This window comes from Vibrio galatheae (assembly GCF_000967545.1).
Taxonomy (GTDB): Bacteria; Pseudomonadota; Gammaproteobacteria; order Enterobacterales; family Vibrionaceae; genus Vibrio; species Vibrio galatheae.
Window position 1 is genome coordinate 94,722 of the sequence record NZ_JXXV01000025.1, and the last position, 18,424, is coordinate 113,145.

13 protein-coding genes are annotated in these 18,424 nt (G+C 45.9%); 12 read left to right on the forward strand and 1 reads right to left on the reverse strand.

Annotated features, from left to right (window positions below; translation table 11 throughout):
* Positions 1-14: 14 nt before the first annotated feature.
* The 7 genes from ftsW (at position 15) to lpxC (ending at position 8,234) form a co-directional block, all read left to right on the forward strand.
* Positions 15-1,211: a cell division protein FtsW gene (gene ftsW / locus TW81_RS14125; protein ID WP_045956373.1), complete on the forward strand. Its 1,197-nt coding sequence runs from the start codon at positions 15-17 to the stop codon at positions 1,209-1,211.
* Complete coding sequence (gene murG / locus TW81_RS14130; RefSeq protein ID WP_045956492.1) at positions 1,198-2,259, forward strand: undecaprenyldiphospho-muramoylpentapeptide beta-N-acetylglucosaminyltransferase; 1,062 nt, start codon at positions 1,198-1,200, stop codon at positions 2,257-2,259. The genes ftsW and murG overlap by 14 nt, the downstream gene beginning before the upstream one ends.
* Positions 2,260-2,270: 11 nt before the next feature.
* Positions 2,271-3,737: a UDP-N-acetylmuramate--L-alanine ligase gene (murC, locus tag TW81_RS14135; RefSeq protein ID WP_045956374.1), complete on the forward strand. Its 1,467-nt coding sequence runs from the start codon at positions 2,271-2,273 to the stop codon at positions 3,735-3,737.
* Between the two features lie 178 nt (positions 3,738-3,915).
* Positions 3,916-4,698 carry a cell division protein FtsQ/DivIB gene (locus TW81_RS14140; RefSeq protein WP_045956375.1) on the forward strand — a complete coding sequence of 261 codons (783 nt, stop codon included), beginning with the start codon at positions 3,916-3,918 and terminating at the stop codon, positions 4,696-4,698.
* Positions 4,691-5,953, forward strand: coding sequence for a cell division protein FtsA (gene ftsA, locus TW81_RS14145; RefSeq protein ID WP_045956376.1), 1,263 nt, complete (start codon positions 4,691-4,693; stop codon positions 5,951-5,953). Before TW81_RS14140 ends, ftsA begins: the two co-directional genes overlap by 8 nt.
* A gap of 30 nt (positions 5,954-5,983) precedes the next feature.
* Positions 5,984-7,219 carry a cell division protein FtsZ gene (gene ftsZ / locus TW81_RS14150; RefSeq protein WP_045956377.1) on the forward strand — a complete coding sequence of 412 codons (1,236 nt, stop codon included), beginning with the start codon at positions 5,984-5,986 and terminating at the stop codon, positions 7,217-7,219.
* A 97-nt stretch (positions 7,220-7,316) separates the two neighbouring features.
* Positions 7,317-8,234, forward strand: a complete 918-nt coding sequence (gene lpxC, locus TW81_RS14155; RefSeq protein ID WP_045956378.1) for a UDP-3-O-acyl-N-acetylglucosamine deacetylase — start codon at positions 7,317-7,319, stop codon at positions 8,232-8,234.
* A gap of 78 nt (positions 8,235-8,312) precedes the next feature.
* On the opposite strand, the gene TW81_RS14160 is transcribed toward lpxC, so the two are convergent.
* A complete protein-coding gene (locus tag TW81_RS14160) occupies positions 8,313-8,768 on the reverse strand; it encodes a DUF721 domain-containing protein (RefSeq protein WP_045956379.1) in 456 nt (151 codons plus the stop codon).
* A 320-nt stretch (positions 8,769-9,088) separates the two neighbouring features.
* Here TW81_RS14160 and secA point away from each other — a divergent pair, with 320 nt between their 5' ends.
* The 5 genes from secA (at position 9,089) to carB (ending at position 18,250) form a co-directional block, all read left to right on the forward strand.
* The gene (secA, locus tag TW81_RS14165; protein WP_045956380.1) at positions 9,089-11,818 is read left to right on the forward strand and encodes a preprotein translocase subunit SecA; all 2,730 of its coding nucleotides are present in this window, start codon (positions 9,089-9,091) and stop codon (positions 11,816-11,818) included.
* 210 nt (positions 11,819-12,028) lie between these two features.
* Positions 12,029-12,427 (forward strand): 8-oxo-dGTP diphosphatase MutT, encoded by a 399-nt coding sequence (gene mutT / locus TW81_RS14170; RefSeq protein ID WP_045956381.1) that lies wholly within the window; start codon positions 12,029-12,031, stop codon positions 12,425-12,427.
* 90 nt (positions 12,428-12,517) lie between these two features.
* Entirely contained in the window at positions 12,518-13,327 is an 810-nt protein-coding gene (dapB, locus tag TW81_RS14175) for a 4-hydroxy-tetrahydrodipicolinate reductase (RefSeq protein WP_045956382.1), read from the forward strand.
* 536 nt (positions 13,328-13,863) lie between these two features.
* Positions 13,864-15,003, forward strand: coding sequence for a glutamine-hydrolyzing carbamoyl-phosphate synthase small subunit (gene carA, locus TW81_RS14180; protein WP_045956383.1), 1,140 nt, complete (start codon positions 13,864-13,866; stop codon positions 15,001-15,003).
* 16 nt (positions 15,004-15,019) lie between these two features.
* Positions 15,020-18,250 carry a carbamoyl-phosphate synthase large subunit gene (gene carB, locus TW81_RS14185; protein WP_045956384.1) on the forward strand — a complete coding sequence of 1,077 codons (3,231 nt, stop codon included), beginning with the start codon at positions 15,020-15,022 and terminating at the stop codon, positions 18,248-18,250.
* The last annotated feature ends 174 nt before the right edge of the window (positions 18,251-18,424 follow it).

Genomic DNA, 18,424 nt, shown 5'->3' on the forward strand with positions numbered 1-18,424 from the left:
TTACATCGAGAAATATGCAGATTCGAAACGTTTTTGCCAGCGCTAAACGTTGGATGGCGACTTCCTCTCCAGAGGTGCTGTACGATCGTCAACTAGTATGGATTTCATTGGGCCTTATGTTAACAGGCTTAGTGATGGTGACGTCTGCATCATTTCCAATCAGCTCGCGTCTCACAGACCAGCCGTTTCACTTCATGTTTCGTCATGCCATATTCTTAGTTTTGGCTCTCTCTACTTCGGCCGTTATCCTACAAGTGCCAACTAAACGTTGGGCTCAGTACAGTACTTGGTTGCTGTTGCTATCGATATTGTTGCTTTTTGTGGTGCTGGTGGCGGGGAAATCGGTTAATGGCGCATCGCGTTGGATTCCATTGGGGTTATTTAACTTACAACCTGCCGAAGTCGCCAAGTTGTCGCTGTTTATTTTTATGTCTGGCTATCTAGTGCGGAAAAATGAAGAAGTAAGATCAAGCTTCTTTGGCGGCTTTATTAAACCCATCATTGTTTTTGCAACCCTAGCCAGTTTGCTGCTGCTGCAACCAGATTTGGGCACTGTGGTGGTGATGCTAGTGACCTTGTTCGGCATGTTATTTATCGCCGGGGCTAAGTTGACTCAGTTTCTCGCCTTGATGGTGGTTGGATTGCTCTCTGTGGCTACGTTGATCTATATCGAACCTTACCGTATGCGCCGCGTCACCTCTTTTTTAGATCCTTGGGAAGATCCGTTCGGTAGTGGTTATCAATTAACTCAGTCGCTGATGGCATTTGGCCGTGGTGAATGGTTTGGTCAAGGGCTAGGAAATTCGATTCAAAAACTAGAGTACTTACCTGAAGCGCATACCGACTTTGTGTTTGCAGTACTGGCTGAAGAACTTGGTTATGTCGGGGTGGTGTTGGTTCTTATGCTGATATTTAGTTTAGTTCTTAAAGCTATCTTCATTGGACGTAAAGCATTTGAAAGTAACCAACTATTTGGCGGTTATTTGGCTTTTGGTATCGGTATTTGGTTTGCTTTCCAAACCTTAATCAATGTCGGTGCCGCTGCGGGGATGGTGCCGACCAAAGGCTTGACCTTACCGTTAATCAGTTATGGTGGCTCAAGTCTGATCATTATGTCGGTCGCGGTTTCGATACTTCTACGTATTGACCATGAGTGCCGCTTGCCTGCGAAAGAAACACAACACAATATAGATAATGATGAAAAACAGTAAAAAATTAATGGTGATGGCTGGAGGTACGGGGGGGCATGTGTTCCCTGGTCTTGCGGTTGCCAAACAACTCCAATCTCAAGGATGGGAGATACGCTGGTTAGGTACCGCTGATCGTATGGAAGCCGATCTTGTGCCAAAACACGGCATTGATATTGATTTTATCAAGGTTAAAGGGCTACGAGGACAAGGATTCACTCGCTTAATTAAAGCGCCTTTCCAAATCGTCAATGCGATTCTCCAAGCGAGAGCGCATATGAAAAACTGGCAGCCTGACGCGGTGCTTGGCATGGGGGGCTATGTTAGCGGTCCAGGTGGTATTGCGGCGTGGCTACTTGGTATCCCTGTTGTGCTGCACGAACAAAATGCGATCGCCGGTCTTACCAATCAATGGTTGTCCAAAATTGCAAAAAAAGTCTTTCAAGCCTTTCCCGGTGCTTTTGCCAACGCACAAGTGGTGGGCAACCCGGTAAGACAAGACGTTGTTGCTATCAGCGAACCGCAGGAGCGTATGACACAGCGTGAAGGCAGCGTGCGTATATTGGTCATGGGGGGCAGCCAAGGGGCGCAGATACTGAATCGTACTTTGCCTGATGTAATGGCAAAGCTGGGGGACGGTTTTGAGATTCGTCATCAAGCAGGCAAAAACAACGTCGCAGAAGTGACCCAAGCCTATCAGGCGAACAAGGTAGTTAATGCGCAAGTGACGGAGTTTATTGACGATGTAGCCAGCGCATATGAATGGGCTGACCTTTTAGTGTGCCGCTCTGGTGCGCTAACTGTATCTGAGGTCTCAGCGGCTGGTGTGGGGGCTATTTTCATTCCATTTATGCACAAAGACCGACAGCAAGCATTAAATGCTGACCACCTTGTCGAATGTGGCGCAGCGAAAATGATCGAACAGCCAGAGTTAACGGTTGATAAACTAGCGGCTGAAATTCAGGCGCTTGACCGTGATAAGCTAATAGATATGGCATACAAAGCCCGCGCGGCGGCTAAGTTAGATGCGGATAAAGTGGTGGCTGACGCCATCATTGCACTGACGAAATAACGAGAAGATTCATGACAATTAAACATACTCAAGATTTAGTTCAAATTCGCGCAATGGTACCAGAGATGCGTCGCGTGGAATGTATCCACTTTATTGGTATTGGCGGCGCTGGAATGAGCGGTATTGCTGAAGTCCTACTCAATGAAGGTTATCAAATCTCAGGCTCTGACATTGCCGCTAATCCAGTTACCGAGCGCTTGACTCAGAAAGGGGCGAAAGTCTATATCGGTCATGCCAAAGAAAATGTCTCCAAGGCCAGTGTGGTCGTGGTGTCTACCGCTATCAACGAAGAGAACCCAGAGATAATTGCTGCTCGAGCAGCGCGTATTCCTGTGGTTCGTCGCGCGGAAATGTTGGCTGAGCTGATGCGTTTTCGTCACGGCATTGCTGTGGCAGGTACACATGGTAAAACCACCACAACGGCGTTGGTCACTCAGATTTACTCAGAAGCTGGCTTAGATCCTACCTTTGTCAACGGTGGCTTGGTTAAAAGTGCAGGAACCAATGCACGTCTGGGTTCCAGCCGAATTTTGATTGCAGAAGCGGATGAAAGCGATGCTTCATTCTTACATCTACAGCCTATGGTTAGCATTGTGACTAATATCGAAGCCGACCACATGGACACCTATGGCGGTGATTTTGAGACCTTAAAGCAGACTTTTATCGATTTCCTCCACAACTTGCCATTTTACGGTCAAGCGATTGTTTGCATTGATGATCCTGTGGTGAGAGAGCTGGTGCCGAAAATCAGTCGCCAAGTGATCACCTATGGATTCTCACCGGATGCCGATGTTCGTATCGATAACTACCGCCAAGAAGGGCAACAAGGTAAGTTTACCGTGATCCGTCAAGGGAAAGCAGACTTAGAAATTACTTTAAATATCCCAGGTCGCCACAATGCACTTAATGCTTCGGCAGCAATCGCAGTCGCCACCGAAGACGATATTGCAGACGAAGCAATCTTAAAGGCAATGGCGGGCACTCAAGGTACTGGGCGTCGTTTTGATCATCTCGGTGAGTTTGATACTGGTAATGGACAAGCGATGCTGGTCGATGATTATGGTCATCATCCGACTGAGGTGGATGTGACGATTCAAGCGGCGCGTAATGGCTGGAAAGAAAAGCGTCTGGTGATGGTGTTCCAACCACATCGTTATAGTCGCACACGTGATTTATACGATGACTTTGCTAATGTCCTAGAGCAAGTCGATGTCTTGATTATGCTCGATGTTTACGCTGCGGGTGAAAAACCTATTGCGGGGGCTGATGGACGTGCATTGTGCCGAACGATTCGCAGTCGTGGTAAGCTAGATCCGATTTTTGTTCCAGAAAGCAAGGCGTTACCTTCAGTTCTCGCCAATGTTTTACAAGATGGTGACTTAGTACTAACTCAAGGTGCAGGTGATATCGGTAAAGTAGCAAAACAGCTTGCTGCTTTTGAGTTAAATGTCGATAAGATGACTCAGGCGTCGGTTTAAACATCGAATTTTAGGTATTTGCGTCACTTATTGAATTTTAAGTAGCGATTTATCACTTTCAATGTTTGATACTTTCTATGACGCCAGTATAATCCGAAGGTTAAAGTAAGTGCTTTTGCCTCTATATACGAATTGGGATAGGGAAAGATAAGCGAGCTAATGGCAAGGACTATGGACTTTGATTAAAAGTGCTTTTAATGAAGGCCGTCGTATAAACTCTGTGCCACTGCTAAAAGAACACGCCGTTGGTGGCAGTTTTTTACTGGTGGTCCTGTTATTAATTGGCTCTCTCCTCTACTCTACGATCTCTTGGATGTGGGACGACCAGCGTCTTCCTCTTTCAAAAATCGTACTTCAGGGTGAATTACACTACGTTTCTGCGTTAGATGTTCAGCGAGCTTTTGCTCGGCTGGAGCATGTGGGGACATTTATGTCTCAGGATGTCAATGTATTGCAGAACGTAGCGGAGTCTATTCCCTGGGTTTCTCATGCCTCTATTCGTAAACAGTGGCCAGACACCGTTAAAGTCTTTCTCACCGAACATCATGCAGAAGCTATCTGGAATGGTAATGCATTGCTTAACGACTATGGTCGAGTTTTTGATGGTGATATTGGTAAGCTGAACGAAGAACGGGTTAAGTTATATGGGCCGCAAGGTAGCAGCGAAGAAGTGCTACAAGTGTGGCGAGAAATTAGCCCGAAACTTGAAGCACTGAATTTAACGATTACATCCTTGGTTCTCAATGACCGTCGTGCGTGGCAGATAATCCTCGATAACGGCATTCGTTTGGAATTGGGTAAAGAGTCGTTAGAAGAGCGAATTGAACGCTTTATCTCGCTTTATCAAAATTTGGGTAGTGATACGCAAAGAGTAAGCTACATAGACCTCAGGTATGATACGGGAGCATCAATAGGATGGTTCCCAGAACAAGAGTTAGAACAAGAGAATACAGATGACTAAGACCGCTGATGACAACATTATTGTTGGTCTTGATATAGGCACTGCTACCGTATCGGCTCTCGTCGGCGAAGTATTGCCTGATGGTCAAATAAATATTATTGGTGCGGGCAGCAGTCCTTCGCGAGGAATGGATAAAGGCGGCGTCAACGACCTTGAGTCGGTGGTTAAGTCAGTTCAGCGCGCAGTTGATCAAGCTGAACTAATGGCTGAGTGCCAAATTAGCAATGTTTTTATTTCGCTTTCAGGGCGACACATTGCGAGCCGTATTGAAAAAGGCATGGGAACCATCTCTGACGAAGAGGTTTCTCAAGAAGACATGGATCGCGCGATTCATACGGCAAAATCAATCAAAATTGGTGACGAACAACGCATTCTGCATGTAATTCCTCAAGAATTTACGATTGATTACCAAGAAGGAATTAAAAATCCGCTAGGTTTATCAGGAGTGCGCATGGAAGTCAGCGTGCACCTAATCTCTTGCCACAATGATATGGCGAGAAATATTATTAAAGCGGTTGAACGATGTGGACTCAAAGTCGAGCATCTTGTTTACTCTGGTTTGGCGGCGAGTAACGCTGTAATCACTGAAGATGAACGTGAGCTTGGCGTATGTGTGGTCGATATCGGTGCTGGTACCATGGATGTATCCATTTGGACTGGCGGTGCATTACGTCATACTGAAGTTTTCTCGTATGCAGGTAATGCGGTAACAAGTGATATTGCTTTTGCGTTTGGCACACCAGTCAGTGACGCGGAAGAGATAAAAGTAAAATATGGCTGTGCTCTAAGTGAGTTGGTCAGCAAAGATGATACGGTTAACGTTCCAAGCGTTGGCGGGCGACCATCACGAAGTTTGCAAAGACAGACTTTGTCTGAAGTGATTGAGCCTCGTTATACTGAGCTTATGGGATTGGTTAACCAAACTATCGATACAGTTCAAGAACAGCTGCGTGAAGAAGGGATTAAACACCATCTTGCAGCAGGTGTGGTGCTCACTGGTGGTGCAGCACAGATTGAAGGGCTGGTCGAGTGTGCGGAGCGTGTCTTCCGCAACCAAGTACGAGTTGGCAAACCGTTAGAGGTGAGCGGCTTAACAGATTATGTGAAAGAGCCGTATCATTCTACGGCAGTTGGTTTACTTCATTATGCAAGAGACAGTCAAATTAACGAAGAAACTGAATACAACGAGCCTGCTCGAGCTTCAGTAACGGGGTTATTTGGTCGTTTGCGTAATTGGATACAAAAAGAGTTTTAACCTGAGCGGCAGGAAAAACGGAGATAACACATGTTTGAACCGATGATGGAAATGTCTGACGACGCAGTTATTAAGGTCGTTGGGGTTGGTGGCGGTGGCGGTAACGCCGTTGAACACATGGTACGTGAATCCATCGAAGGTGTTGAGTTTATTAGTATTAATACTGATGCTCAGGCGCTTCGTAAAACCAGTGTGAATAGTGTTATTCAGATTGGTGGTGATATGACCAAAGGTCTTGGAGCAGGTGCGAACCCTCAAGTAGGACGTGACGCAGCTCTCGAAGATCGCGATCGCATTAAAGAAGAGCTAAACGGTGCCGATATGGTATTTATCGCAGCTGGTATGGGCGGTGGTACTGGTACAGGTGCAGCTCCTGTTATCGCTGAAGTAGCGAAAGAGCTAGGCATCTTAACTGTTGCCGTAGTTACCAAGCCGTTTAGCTTTGAAGGTAAAAAGCGTTTAGCTTTTGCCGAGCAGGGTATCGAAGAATTGTCTAAGCATGTGGACTCGTTAATTACGATTCCAAATGAGAAGCTACTTAAGGTACTAGGCCGTGGTATCACGCTACTTGAGGCTTTTGCCAGCGCGAACGACGTATTGAAGAATGCAGTACAAGGTATTGCGGAACTGATTACTCGTCCAGGTATGATTAACGTCGACTTTGCTGACGTACGAACAGTGATGTCTGAGATGGGTCATGCCATGATGGGTAGCGGTGTTGCTAAAGGCGAAGATCGTGCTGAGGAAGCGGCTGAAATGGCAATTTCTAGCCCGCTTCTAGAAGACATTGATCTTGCAGGTGCTCGCGGTGTGCTAGTCAACATTACGGCTGGTCTAGATATGCGTCTAGATGAGTTCGAAACGGTGGGCAACACAGTTAAAGCGTTCGCTTCAGACAATGCTACTGTCGTTATCGGTACTTCATTAGATCCTGATATGGCTGATGAAATTCGTGTAACGGTTGTTGCTACTGGTATTGGCAATGAGAAGAAACCTGACATTACATTAGTTGCGGGTGGCAAGGCGAAAGTCGCTCCTGTTGCTCAACCGCAAGTTCAACCACAAACGGCAGCGACTCAGCAAGCTGTCAATAAAGTGGAAGAGAAAGCGGCACCAACTTTGCATGAAAAACCTCAGGTAACATCTCAGCCAGCGACATCAACACCATCTGGTTCAGGTGCAGGCCAAAGCGCTGCCGCACCTAAAGCAGATAAAGAAAGCGGTTATCTCGATATTCCTGCGTTCTTACGTCGTCAAGCTGACTAAATACACAACAATTTGACACTGTTCAATTTTGTGGTAGCATGCACGGTCAATGTCACAATTGACCGTGATTTGTAGCATTTTTACTGAGGCAAAGTAGATGATCAGACAACGTACTCTGAAAGAAATAGTGAAAACAACTGGTGTGGGTCTCCACTCTGGTCGTAAAGTCACGCTTACTCTTCGCCCTGCTGCTGCAAATACTGGTATTGTTTACCGCCGTACTGATGTGAATCCACCGGTCGATTTCCCTGCGGATCCGGCTTCAGTTCGCGATACGATGCTATGTACTGCACTGGTTAATGACGAAGGTGTACGCATCTCTACTGTTGAGCACTTAAATGCCGCGCTTGCTGGTATGGGTATCGATAACATCGTCGTAGAAGTTGACGCGCCTGAGATTCCAATTATGGATGGTAGTGCGAGTCCGTTCGTTTTCTTACTACAACAAGCTGGTGTTGAAGAGCAAAATGCTGCGAAGCGTTTTATTCGCATTAAAAAACCAGTACGTTTTGAAGACGGAGATAAGTGGGCTGAGTTTGTTCCATTCAACGGCTTCCGTATGGATTTCGAAATTGAATTTAACCACCCAGCAATTGATGCCGACGAGCAGCATTTACTGTTCGATTTCTCTTCACAAGGTTTTGTGAAAGAGATCTCTCGTGCTCGTACTTTCGGTTTCATGCGTGACATCGAGTACCTACAATCACAGAACTTAGTTCTAGGTGGTAGCTTCGATAACGCAATTGTTCTTGACGAATACCGAATTCTAAACGAAGAAGGTCTTCGCTTTGAGAATGAGTTTGTTACGCATAAAGTTCTTGATGCTATTGGTGACCTATACATGTGCGGTCATCCAATTATTGGCGAGTTCCGTGCCTTTAAATCGGGTCACGGATTGAACAACCAGCTATTACGCTCTGTACTCGCAGACCAAGAAGCTTGGGAATGGGTGACATTCGAAGAAGAAGCAACCTCACCAGTTGCATTTGCCGAACCGAATATGGTGTTGGCATAACAGATTGAATAGAAAAGCCAGACGAAAGTCTGGCTTTTTTGTCTCTGCTTGTTAACTAAACCGAGTTGCTTGGTTTAGTTACTCCTCCCTTTTAGCCAATTTCGCTAAGCTCTCTAATCGCGCTCTTACTTTGGGTGAAGCACCACTGGCAATCATTTCTAAATATTGAGCTGCTGTGTTAGAGATGGGATCGCGAGGCTTAGCTTTACTCTCTTTACTCTGTTTAGCGCGGTAGAGTTCGGGATTGATTTGTACGCTAACGGCTATCAGGCGCGCAAAACCTTTCGAACGTAACTGATTGAGAATACTCAGGCGTTCGTAATCGATTTTCATCTTAATCCCGGCACTCGCCACTTCAAGGATCAATTGATTGTCTCGAATGTTTGCCACACGGCAATGATCTTCCGTCCCTTTAGGTAGGATCGTTTTCAGCTCTTTGTTGATCAACATGATCTCTTTGGCATGCTGTTGTAATTGAGACAGGCGCGAATCTGCCATTATCTCGTCGCCCAGCGTCGGGCGGTGATCTCTCATATTGAGCCTCTAATCAAGTCGACAAGCTTATTTTAGTCAATCGGATAGAGTGAAGATAGAGCTAGAGGCGAATAAACTTCAAGCATATAAAAGGAAAAAACAAAGTGTGCATCAAACAAATCACCTTGTTATTGGTTGTGAGTGGCAAAATTTCATAAACTATGCGCCACTTATAGTGATACAAGCCTTGAAATCTATAGTTGTCATCACAATATCTGAGGAAAGTGATTTATCTCAGTATTCTTAGTTCAAAACTGTTAGAGACTGAAGGCATTAGAAGTAGATCGGGCCCGATCTTAGTAAAGAGAGATTCATAGCAAATGATAACTAAGCTACTGACAAAGGTAATTGGCAGTCGCAATGACCGAACACTGCGCCGCCTGAGAAAAATTGTAAAAGAGATTAACAACTACGAACCAACGTTTGAAGCTCTCACTGATGAAGAGTTAAAAGCAAAAACCGTTGAGTTCCGTCAGCGTTTAGAACAGGGTGAAACTCTCGATAATCTTCTTCCAGAAGCGTTCGCGACTGTACGTGAAGCGTCTAAACGTGTATATGGTATGCGCCATTTCGACGTACAGCTGATTGGTGGCATGGTGCTAAACGCTGGCCAAATCGCTGAAATGCGTACAGGTGAGGGTAAAACGCTGACCGCAACCTTGCCAGCATATTTGAATGCGTTAGCGGGGAAAGGGGTTCACATCGTTACTGTGAACGACTATCTCGCAAAACGTGATGCAGAAACTAACCGTCCACTGTTTGAATTCTTGGGTATGACAGTTGGGGTTAACGTGCCAAACATGCCGCCACAAGAGAAAAAGCAAGCTTACCTTGCCGATATCCTTTACGGGACAAACAACGAATTTGGTTTTGACTACCTACGTGACAACATGGCGTTCCGCGCCGAAGATCGTGTCCAGCGTGAGCGTTTCTTTGCTGTTGTTGATGAAGTGGACTCAATTCTTATCGATGAAGCGCGTACCCCGCTCATCATTTCTGGCCCTGCGGAAGATAGTTCAGAGCTATACACTCGCATCAATACCTTGATTCCACAGCTACAGAAACAAGATCAGGAAGATTCTGAAGAGTATCGTGGTGATGGTCACTACACCGTTGACGAGAAATCAAAACAAGTTCACCTAACGGAAACAGGTCAAGAGTTTGTTGAAGAGTTGATGGTTAAAAATGGCTTGATGGAAGAGGGTGATACACTTTATTCGCCAGCTAATATCAGCTTACTGCACCATGTTAATGCAGCACTTCGTGCTCACGTCTTGTTTGAGAAGAACGTTGACTACATCGTTAATGAAGATGGCGAAGTGGTTATCGTTGATGAACATACTGGCCGCACTATGCCGGGTCGTCGTTGGTCTGAAGGTCTTCACCAAGCGGTTGAAGCGAAAGAAGGCGTTAAGATCCAAAACGAAAACCAAACGTTGGCATCAATAACCTTCCAGAACTTCTTCCGTCTGTATGAAAAACTGTCTGGTATGACAGGTACCGCTGACACTGAAGCTTTCGAGTTCCAATCGATCTATGGTCTTGAAACGGTTGTTATTCCAACCAACAAACCTATGATTCGTGACGATATGCCAGATGTGGTTTATCGTACCGAAGCAGACAAGTTCAACGCTATTATTGAAGACATCAAAGATCGCGTAGCAAAAGGTCAGCCGTCTTTGGTGGGTACCGTTTCAATTGAAAAATCAGAACTGCTGTCGAACGCACTGAAGAAAGCTAAAATTAAGCACAATGTATTGAACGCTAAGTTCCACGAACGTGAAGCAGAAATCGTTGCTGAAGCGGGAACGCCAGGCGCGGTAACTATCGCGACCAACATGGCGGGTCGTGGTACCGATATCGTGTTGGGTGGCAGCTGGCAAGCGAAAGTCGAAGCGCTACAAGATCCGTCGCAAGAGCAAATTGATGCGATTAAAGCAGAGTGGAAAGTGGTTCATGATCAAGTTCTGGAAGCGGGTGGTTTACATATCATAGGTACCGAGCGCCATGAATCTCGCCGTATCGATAACCAGCTACGTGGTCGTTCTGGTCGTCAAGGTGATGCAGGTTCTTCTCGCTTCTACCTATCGATGGAAGACTCACTACTGCGCATCTTTACCTCTGACCGTATGGCAAGCTTAATCCAAAGTGGTATGGATGAAGGCGAAGCCATTGAATCTAAGATGCTTTCTCGCTCGATTGAAAAAGCGCAGCGTAAAGTCGAAGGGCGTAACTTCGACATCCGTAAGCAATTGCTTGAGTATGATGATGTTGCCAACGATCAGCGTAAGGTTGTCTACGAACTTCGCGATGAGCTGATGGTCGTGGATGACATCAGTGATATGATCGAGCAAAACCGCCAAGATGTTTTAACGTCAATTATTGATGAATACATTCCACCGCAATCGTTAGAAGATATGTGGGACGTTGAAGGTTTACAAGATCGTCTGAAAAATGATTTTGATCTAGATGCACCAGTCAAACAGTGGCTTGAAGACGATGATAAGCTTTATGAAGAAGCGCTTCGCGAGAAGATCATCGATACAGCCGTTGCTGTTTACAAACAGAAAGAAGAAGTGGTTGGTGCACAAGTACTGCGCAACTTCGAAAAATCTGTCATGTTGCAAACACTAGATACATTGTGGAAAGAGCACCTTGCAGCAATGGATCATCTACGTCAGGGGATTCACCTTCGTGGCTACGCGCAGAAAAACCCGAAACAAGAGTACAAGCGTGAGTCGTTTGAGCTATTTGAAGGTCTACTTGATGCGCTTAAATCAGACGTGATTACAATCTTGTCGAAAGTTCGAGTTCAGCAGCAAGAAGAAGTTGAGCGTATGGAAGCACAACGTCGAGCTCAAGCTGAAGAAGCTGCTCGTCGAGCTCAAGCACAACACGCGTCAGCGCAGAGTCAACTTGCGGAAGAAGGCGAAGAGGCAGAAGGTGCCCATCAACCTATGGTGCGTGAAGAGCGTAAAGTGGGTCGCAACGAACCTTGCCCTTGTGGTAGTGGTAAGAAGTATAAGCAGTGTCATGGCAAAATCGCCTGATGCTTTGCTGTAAAGGCTGATAACTGTGTCGTCGATGCTCATTTACTAACGTAAACTCCGCGTCGCCTCCTTGTTCTCAACCATTACAGCTTCGCCTCATACAAGTATTCAATATAGAGTCGCTTAGGCGGCTCTTTTTGTATCTAATCGTTATCTAAATAACAGCCGGCTCAATGCAGGGCACGGCTATGGAAACAAATAGGAAATTTGATGAAAAGAGTTCATATCGTAGCGGCAATCATCTTTAACCAAGACAAGTCTCAGGTGTTTATTACCAAGCGGCCAGATGACAAGCATAAAGGCGGCTTTTGGGAGTTTCCTGGAGGTAAGGTAGAGCAAGGAGAAACGGTTGAGCAAGCTATGGTGAGAGAGCTGGAAGAAGAAGTGGGGATAATCACAACGGCACAACAACGCTTTGAACATCTAGAGTTTGATTATCCAGATAAGTCGTTAGAGTTTGATTTCATTACCGTTACTCAGTTTGAAGGTCAGCCATTTGGGAAAGAGGGCCAACAAGGTCATTGGGTGGCGGTAAGCGATCTCAACGATTACGCGTTCCCAGAAGCCAATGTGCCGATTTTAGAGCGAGTAGTAAAAGAGTTTTCTTAAACCTATCAAAGCGCTACTAGCCAGCGATGATGAATACTGTTAGTTTTAACGGATTGGCTAAAAAACGATGATTAGAAACGGAGAAGTGCAATGGTACGTATTGCAGTTGCAGGAGCAGCTGGCCGCATGGGCCGCAACCTAGTTAAAGCAACTTACTTAAATCAACAAGCTCAAGTTGGCGCAGGTTCAGAGCGACCAGAGTCTTCGCTCGTCGGCGTTGATATTGGTGAACTATGTGGTGAAGGTAAGTTCGATGTTGTTTTGACTGACGACCTAGCAAAAGAGATTGAACAGTTTGATGTCATCATCGACTTTACGGCACCTGCAAGCACATTAGCCAACCTTGAACTGTGTCGTCAGCATGGCAAGAGTGTTGTCATTGGAACGACAGGTTTTAGCGATCAAGAACGAGAGCTGATTGAGTCGGTTGCGCAGCAAGTGCCAGTTGTGATGGCTCCTAACTATTCAGTTGGTGTTAATCTGGTATTTAAACTACTAGAGAAAGCCGCCAAAGTAATGGGTGATTACTGCGATATCGAAATCGTCGAAGCACACCACCGTCATAAAGTTGATGCGCCATCAGGAACCGCGATTGGTATGGGTGAAGCTATTGCGGAAGCGATGGGCAATAAACTAAATGATGTTGCCGTTTATGCTCGTGAAGGTATCACTGGCGAACGGACAAAAGATGAAATCGGTTTTGCCACCATTCGGGCTGGAGACATCATTGGTGAACATACAGCCATGTTTGCTGACATTGGTGAGCGTGTGGAGATCACTCATAAGGCGACCGATCGCATGACATTCGCCAATGGCGCGGTAAAGGCGGCCGTTTGGTTAAATGGGAAGCCTGCTGGTTTCTATACCATGACAGACGTACTGGGATTGAATGAGCTTTAATTCGAATTGATCTGTTAAGGGCGTTGGGGTTGAATCCAAAGCTTTTAACTCAAAGTAAATAATTATGCGCTGGGCTTACCCGGCGCTTTTTGTATTTGAACAATATATACTTCTGCTTTAACAAATTAAAGTTCGGTATTTTAGTTTGATTTTGTTGTTGATTTTGGTGGTTATTGGCTGCTTTTGTCTTTAATGCTCTAAAAGTGCAAGTAACTTTTGTGTGTTCAACGTTTGCGCACATTTTGATAGAAAAACTGTGATCTTAAATGTTCATAAAATGACGGGTTTCATAAAATATTCACCTCTCCCCCTTCAAATCAGGACTAAACTTAATTTTTTGGCCATCTAGAAAGGTTTTTGGCTTTAACGGCTCTAAATATTCAATTTATTTTTGTGTCTCTGTTGACACAATCCCATTGCGTATTTAGAATACCGCCAATTTGTCTAAATAACCTGAAAACGCCTTTTTATTGCGTGAAGGAAGGCAGATTTGCAGTTTAATTTATTATTTTTGCATTTTTATTCTGGAGGTTGTCTTGAGTAAATCAGCACTGTTAGTCCTAGAAGATGGGACAGTGTTCCACGGTGTTTCCATTGGAGCAGATGGTTCGTCCGTTGGTGAAGTTGTTTTTAATACCTCGATGACGGGGTACCAAGAAATCCTCACTGATCCTTCCTATTCTCAACAGATCGTCACCCTTACTTATCCCCACATTGGCAATACCGGTACCAATACCGAAGACGAAGAATCTTCTTCAATCCACGCACAAGGCCTTGTGATTCGCGATCTCCCTCTTATCGCTTCTAACTTCCGTAGTGAACAATCTCTTTCTGATTACCTTAAATCGCAAAATATCGTCGGCATCGCTGATATCGATACGCGTAAACTTACGCGCATTCTACGTGAGAAAGGTGCCCAAAACGGTTGTATCGTAGCGGGAGGTAATCTAGACGAGGCTTTAGCTCTGGCTAAAGCAAAAGATTTCCCTGGCCTAAAAGGTATGGACCTTGCGAAAGAAGTTACAACGAAAGAAGCGTATCAATGGAAACAAGGTTCGTGGACGCTTGAGGGGGGACTTCCTGAAGCGCAAGACGACAGCGAGTTGCCATATCACGTTGTTGCCTACGACTTCGGCGCAAAACGTAACATCCTGCGCATGTTGGTTGACCGCGGCTGCCGCTTAACGGTTGTGCCTGCACAAACCAGTGCAGAAGAAGTTTTAGCATTAAACCCAGATGGTGTTTTCCTATCAAATGGCCCTGGTGACCCGGAACCATGTACTTATGCGATTGAAGCGACCAAGGTATTCCTAGAAAAAGGCTTGCCTATCTTTGGTATCTGTTTAGGTCACCAAATCCTAGCGCTAGCATCTGGTGCTAAAACGGTGAAGATGAAATTTGGTCACCACGGTGCTAACCACCCGGTTAAAGACCTAGACCGTAATGTTGTCATGATTACTTCTCAGAACCACGGCTTTGCCGCTGACGAAGCAACACTACCTGACAATCTGCGCGCGACTCATGTGTCACTATTTGATGGCTCTCTACAAGGTATCCACCGCACAGATAAGCCAGCATTTAGCTTCCAAGGTCACCCAGAAGCCAGCCCAGGTCCACATGATGCGGCTCCGCTATTTGACCACTTTATCGAACTTATCAAAAAACACAGCGCTTAATTCGGAGTAGTAGAGAATGCCAAAACGTACTGATTTAAAAAGTATTCTAATTCTAGGTGCTGGCCCGATTGTTATCGGTCAGGCATGTGAGTTTGACTACTCTGGTGCTCAAGCATGTAAAGCACTGCGTGAAGAAGGTTACCGAGTTATTCTTGTTAACTCCAACCCAGCAACCATCATGACTGACCCGGACATGGCGGATGCAACCTACATTGAGCCAATTCAATGGGAAGTGGTTCGTAAGATCATCGAGAAAGAGCGCCCAGATGCAGTACTGCCTACTATGGGTGGTCAAACAGCACTTAACTGTGCGCTCGACTTAGAAAAACACGGCGTACTGGCTGAGTTCGGTGTGGAGATGATTGGTGCAACCGCTGATGCGATTGATAAAGCGGAAGACCGTTCTCGTTTCGATAAAGCGATGAAGTCTATCGGCCTTGAGTGTCCTCGTGCTGATACCGCTAAAACCATGGAAGAAGCTTACAAAGTTCTGGATATGGTTGGCTTCCCTTGTATCATCCGCCCGTCATTCACCATGGGTGGTACTGGTGGTGGTATCGCTTATAACAAAGAAGAGTTCGAAGAGATCTGTCGTCGCGGTCTCGACCTATCGCCAACTAACGAGCTTCTCATCGATGAATCACTTATCGGTTGGAAAGAGTACGAGATGGAAGTAGTTCGTGACAAAGCGGACAACTGTATCATCGTATGTTCGATTGAGAACTTTGATCCTATGGGTATCCACACTGGTGACTCAATCACAGTCGCTCCAGCGCAAACACTAACTGATAAAGAGTATCAGTTGATGCGTAACGCATCGCTCGCAGTACTGCGTGAAATCGGCGTTGAAACAGGTGGTTCAAACGTACAGTTTGGTATCAATCCGAAAGATGGCCGTATGGTTATCATCGAGATGAACCCACGTGTATCTCGCTCTTCTGCTCTTGCATCGAAAGCAACTGGTTTCCCAATCGCTAAGATTGCAGCGAAACTAGCGGTTGGTTTCACGCTTGATGAGCTACAGAACGATATCACTGGCGGCGCGACGCCAGCATCGTTCGAGCCAACCATCGACTACGTTGTGACTAAGATTCCTCGTTTTAACTTCGAGAAATTTGCAGGTGCGAATGACCGCCTAACCACTCAGATGAAGTCAGTGGGTGAGGTTATGGCAATTGGTCGTAACCAACAAGAATCTCTACAAAAAGCACTTCGTGGCCTTGAAGTTGGTGTGAACGGCTTCGATGAAATGGTTGATTTGGATGCACCAGACGCACTTACAACGATTCGTCACGAGCTCAAAGAAGCGGGCGCCGAGCGTATCTGGTACATCGCAGACGCATTCCGTGCGGGTATGTCAGTTGATGGCGTATTCAACCTAACCGCTATTGACCGCTGGTTCTTGGTCCAAATTGAAGAACTTGTTCAGCTTGAGAATGAAGTGAAAGCTGGTGGATTTGCTGGTCTGACTCAAGAAGTTCTGCATAAGATGAAGCGCAAAGGCTTCTCGGATGCGCGTCTATCAACGCTACTTGGTGTCTCTGAAAGTGAGATTCGTCGTCTACGTGACCAGTACGATATCCACCCAGTTTACAAGCGCGTCGATACTTGTGCAGCAGAGTTCTCTTCAGACACGGCTTACATGTACTCATCTTATGATGATGAGTGTGAAGCTCAGCCGACAGACAAAGATAAAATCATGGTATTGGGCGGTGGTCCAAACCGGATCGGTCAAGGTATTGAATTTGACTACTGCTGTGTACACGCGTCATTGGCACTACGTGAAGACGGTTACGAAACCATCATGGTTAACTGTAACCCAGAAACTGTATCTACGGACTACGACACATCCGATCGTCTCTACTTCGAACCAGTAACACTTGAAGACGTATTATCAATCGTACGTGTTGAGAAGCCAAAAGGCGTGATTGTTCAGTACGGTGGTCAAACGCCACTGAAATTGGCTCGTGCTCTTGAAGCGGCTGGTGTGCCAATTATTGGTACTAGCCCAGATGCTATTGACCGCGCAGAAGACCGTGAACGTTTCCAAGCGGCAGTTGAGCGTTTAGGTCTACTGCAGCCAGAAAACGCGACGGTTACCACTATGGAACAAGCGGTTGATAAATCGAAAGAGATTGGCTTCCCATTGGTTGTACGCCCTTCGTATGTACTGGGTGGCCGCGCGATGGAAATCGTTTACGACGAGCAAGACCTACGTCGTTACTTTAACGAAGCTGTTAGCGTTTCGAATGAATCACCCGTACTTCTAGACCGTTTCCTAGACGACGCAACAGAAGTAGATATCGATGCTATCTGTGACGGTGAGCGTGTGGTAATCGGCGGTATCATGGAACACATCGAGCAAGCGGGGGTTCACTCAGGTGATTCAGCATGTTCACTTCCTGCTTACACGCTAAGCCAAGAAATCCAAGACAAGATGCGTGAGCAAGTTGAAAAGCTCGCGTTTGAACTTGGTGTGCGTGGTCTGATGAACACTCAGTTTGCCGTTAAAGGCAACGATGTTTACCTCATCGAGGTGAATCCACGAGCTGCGCGTACGGTACCGTTTGTGTCAAAAGCGACAGGCGCACCACTTGCGAAAATTGCCGCACGTGTAATGGCGGGGCAATCTCTAGAGTCTCAAGGCTTTACCAAAGAGATCATCCCACCATACTACTCGGTGAAAGAAGTGGTACTGCCGTTCAATAAATTCCCTGGTGTTGACCCACTATTAGGCCCAGAAATGCGCTCTACAGGTGAGGTTATGGGTGTGGGTGCAACGTTTGCTGAAGCATACGCAAAAGCTGAACTTGGCTGTGGCAATATTTACCCAGAAGGTGGTCGCGCATTGTTATCTGTACGTGAAGGTGACAAGCAGCGTGTGGTAGACCTAGCGTCTAAGTTAACTAAACTGGGTTATCAACTGGATGCAACTCACGGTACGGCAGTTATCCTAGGTGAAGCGGGCATCAACCCACGCCTAGTGAACAAGGTACATGAAGGACGTCCACACATTCTTGACCGCATCAAGAACAACGAATACACCTACATCGTCAACACGGCTGCTGGTCGTCAGGCGATTGAAGATTCGAAAGTTCTACGTCGTGGAGCACTCGCTGAGAAAGTGAACTACACCACAACGTTAAACGCAGCGTTTGCGACTTGTATGTCTCACACTGCGGATGCAAAGAGCTCGGTAACGTCGGTTCAGGAACTGCATGCGAAAGTAGCGCAGAACGAAGCTTAATAAAAATCAGTAGGCTCGCAACAGAGCTTATATGACAACCTCATTGCCCGCTTATTCTAGCGGGCTTTTTTATTTCTGTATTATTGAAAAACTGGAATGAGTCATAGTTTAATCTTTCTCTAAAAGAATTGTTAACTTGATGATATTTTTATGGCTAGATGTAGATAATTAGTT

Coding starts and splice junctions, on each gene's coding strand:
- ftsW (WP_045956373.1), top strand. CDS start 15: ATGCAGATTCGAAACGTTTTTGCCAGCGCTAAACGTTGGATGGCGACT.
- murG (WP_045956492.1), top strand. CDS start 1,198: ATGAAAAACAGTAAAAAATTAATGGTGATGGCTGGAGGTACGGGGGGG.
- murC (WP_045956374.1), top strand. CDS start 2,271: ATGACAATTAAACATACTCAAGATTTAGTTCAAATTCGCGCAATGGTA.
- ftsA (WP_045956376.1), top strand. CDS start 4,691: ATGACTAAGACCGCTGATGACAACATTATTGTTGGTCTTGATATAGGC.
- ftsZ (WP_045956377.1), top strand. CDS start 5,984: ATGTTTGAACCGATGATGGAAATGTCTGACGACGCAGTTATTAAGGTC.
- lpxC (WP_045956378.1), top strand. CDS start 7,317: ATGATCAGACAACGTACTCTGAAAGAAATAGTGAAAACAACTGGTGTG.
- TW81_RS14160 (WP_045956379.1), bottom strand. CDS start 8,768: ATGAGAGATCACCGCCCGACGCTGGGCGACGAGATAATGGCAGATTCG.
- secA (WP_045956380.1), top strand. CDS start 9,089: ATGATAACTAAGCTACTGACAAAGGTAATTGGCAGTCGCAATGACCGA.
- mutT (WP_045956381.1), top strand. CDS start 12,029: ATGAAAAGAGTTCATATCGTAGCGGCAATCATCTTTAACCAAGACAAG.
- dapB (WP_045956382.1), top strand. CDS start 12,518: ATGGTACGTATTGCAGTTGCAGGAGCAGCTGGCCGCATGGGCCGCAAC.
- carB (WP_045956384.1), top strand. CDS start 15,020: ATGCCAAAACGTACTGATTTAAAAAGTATTCTAATTCTAGGTGCTGGC.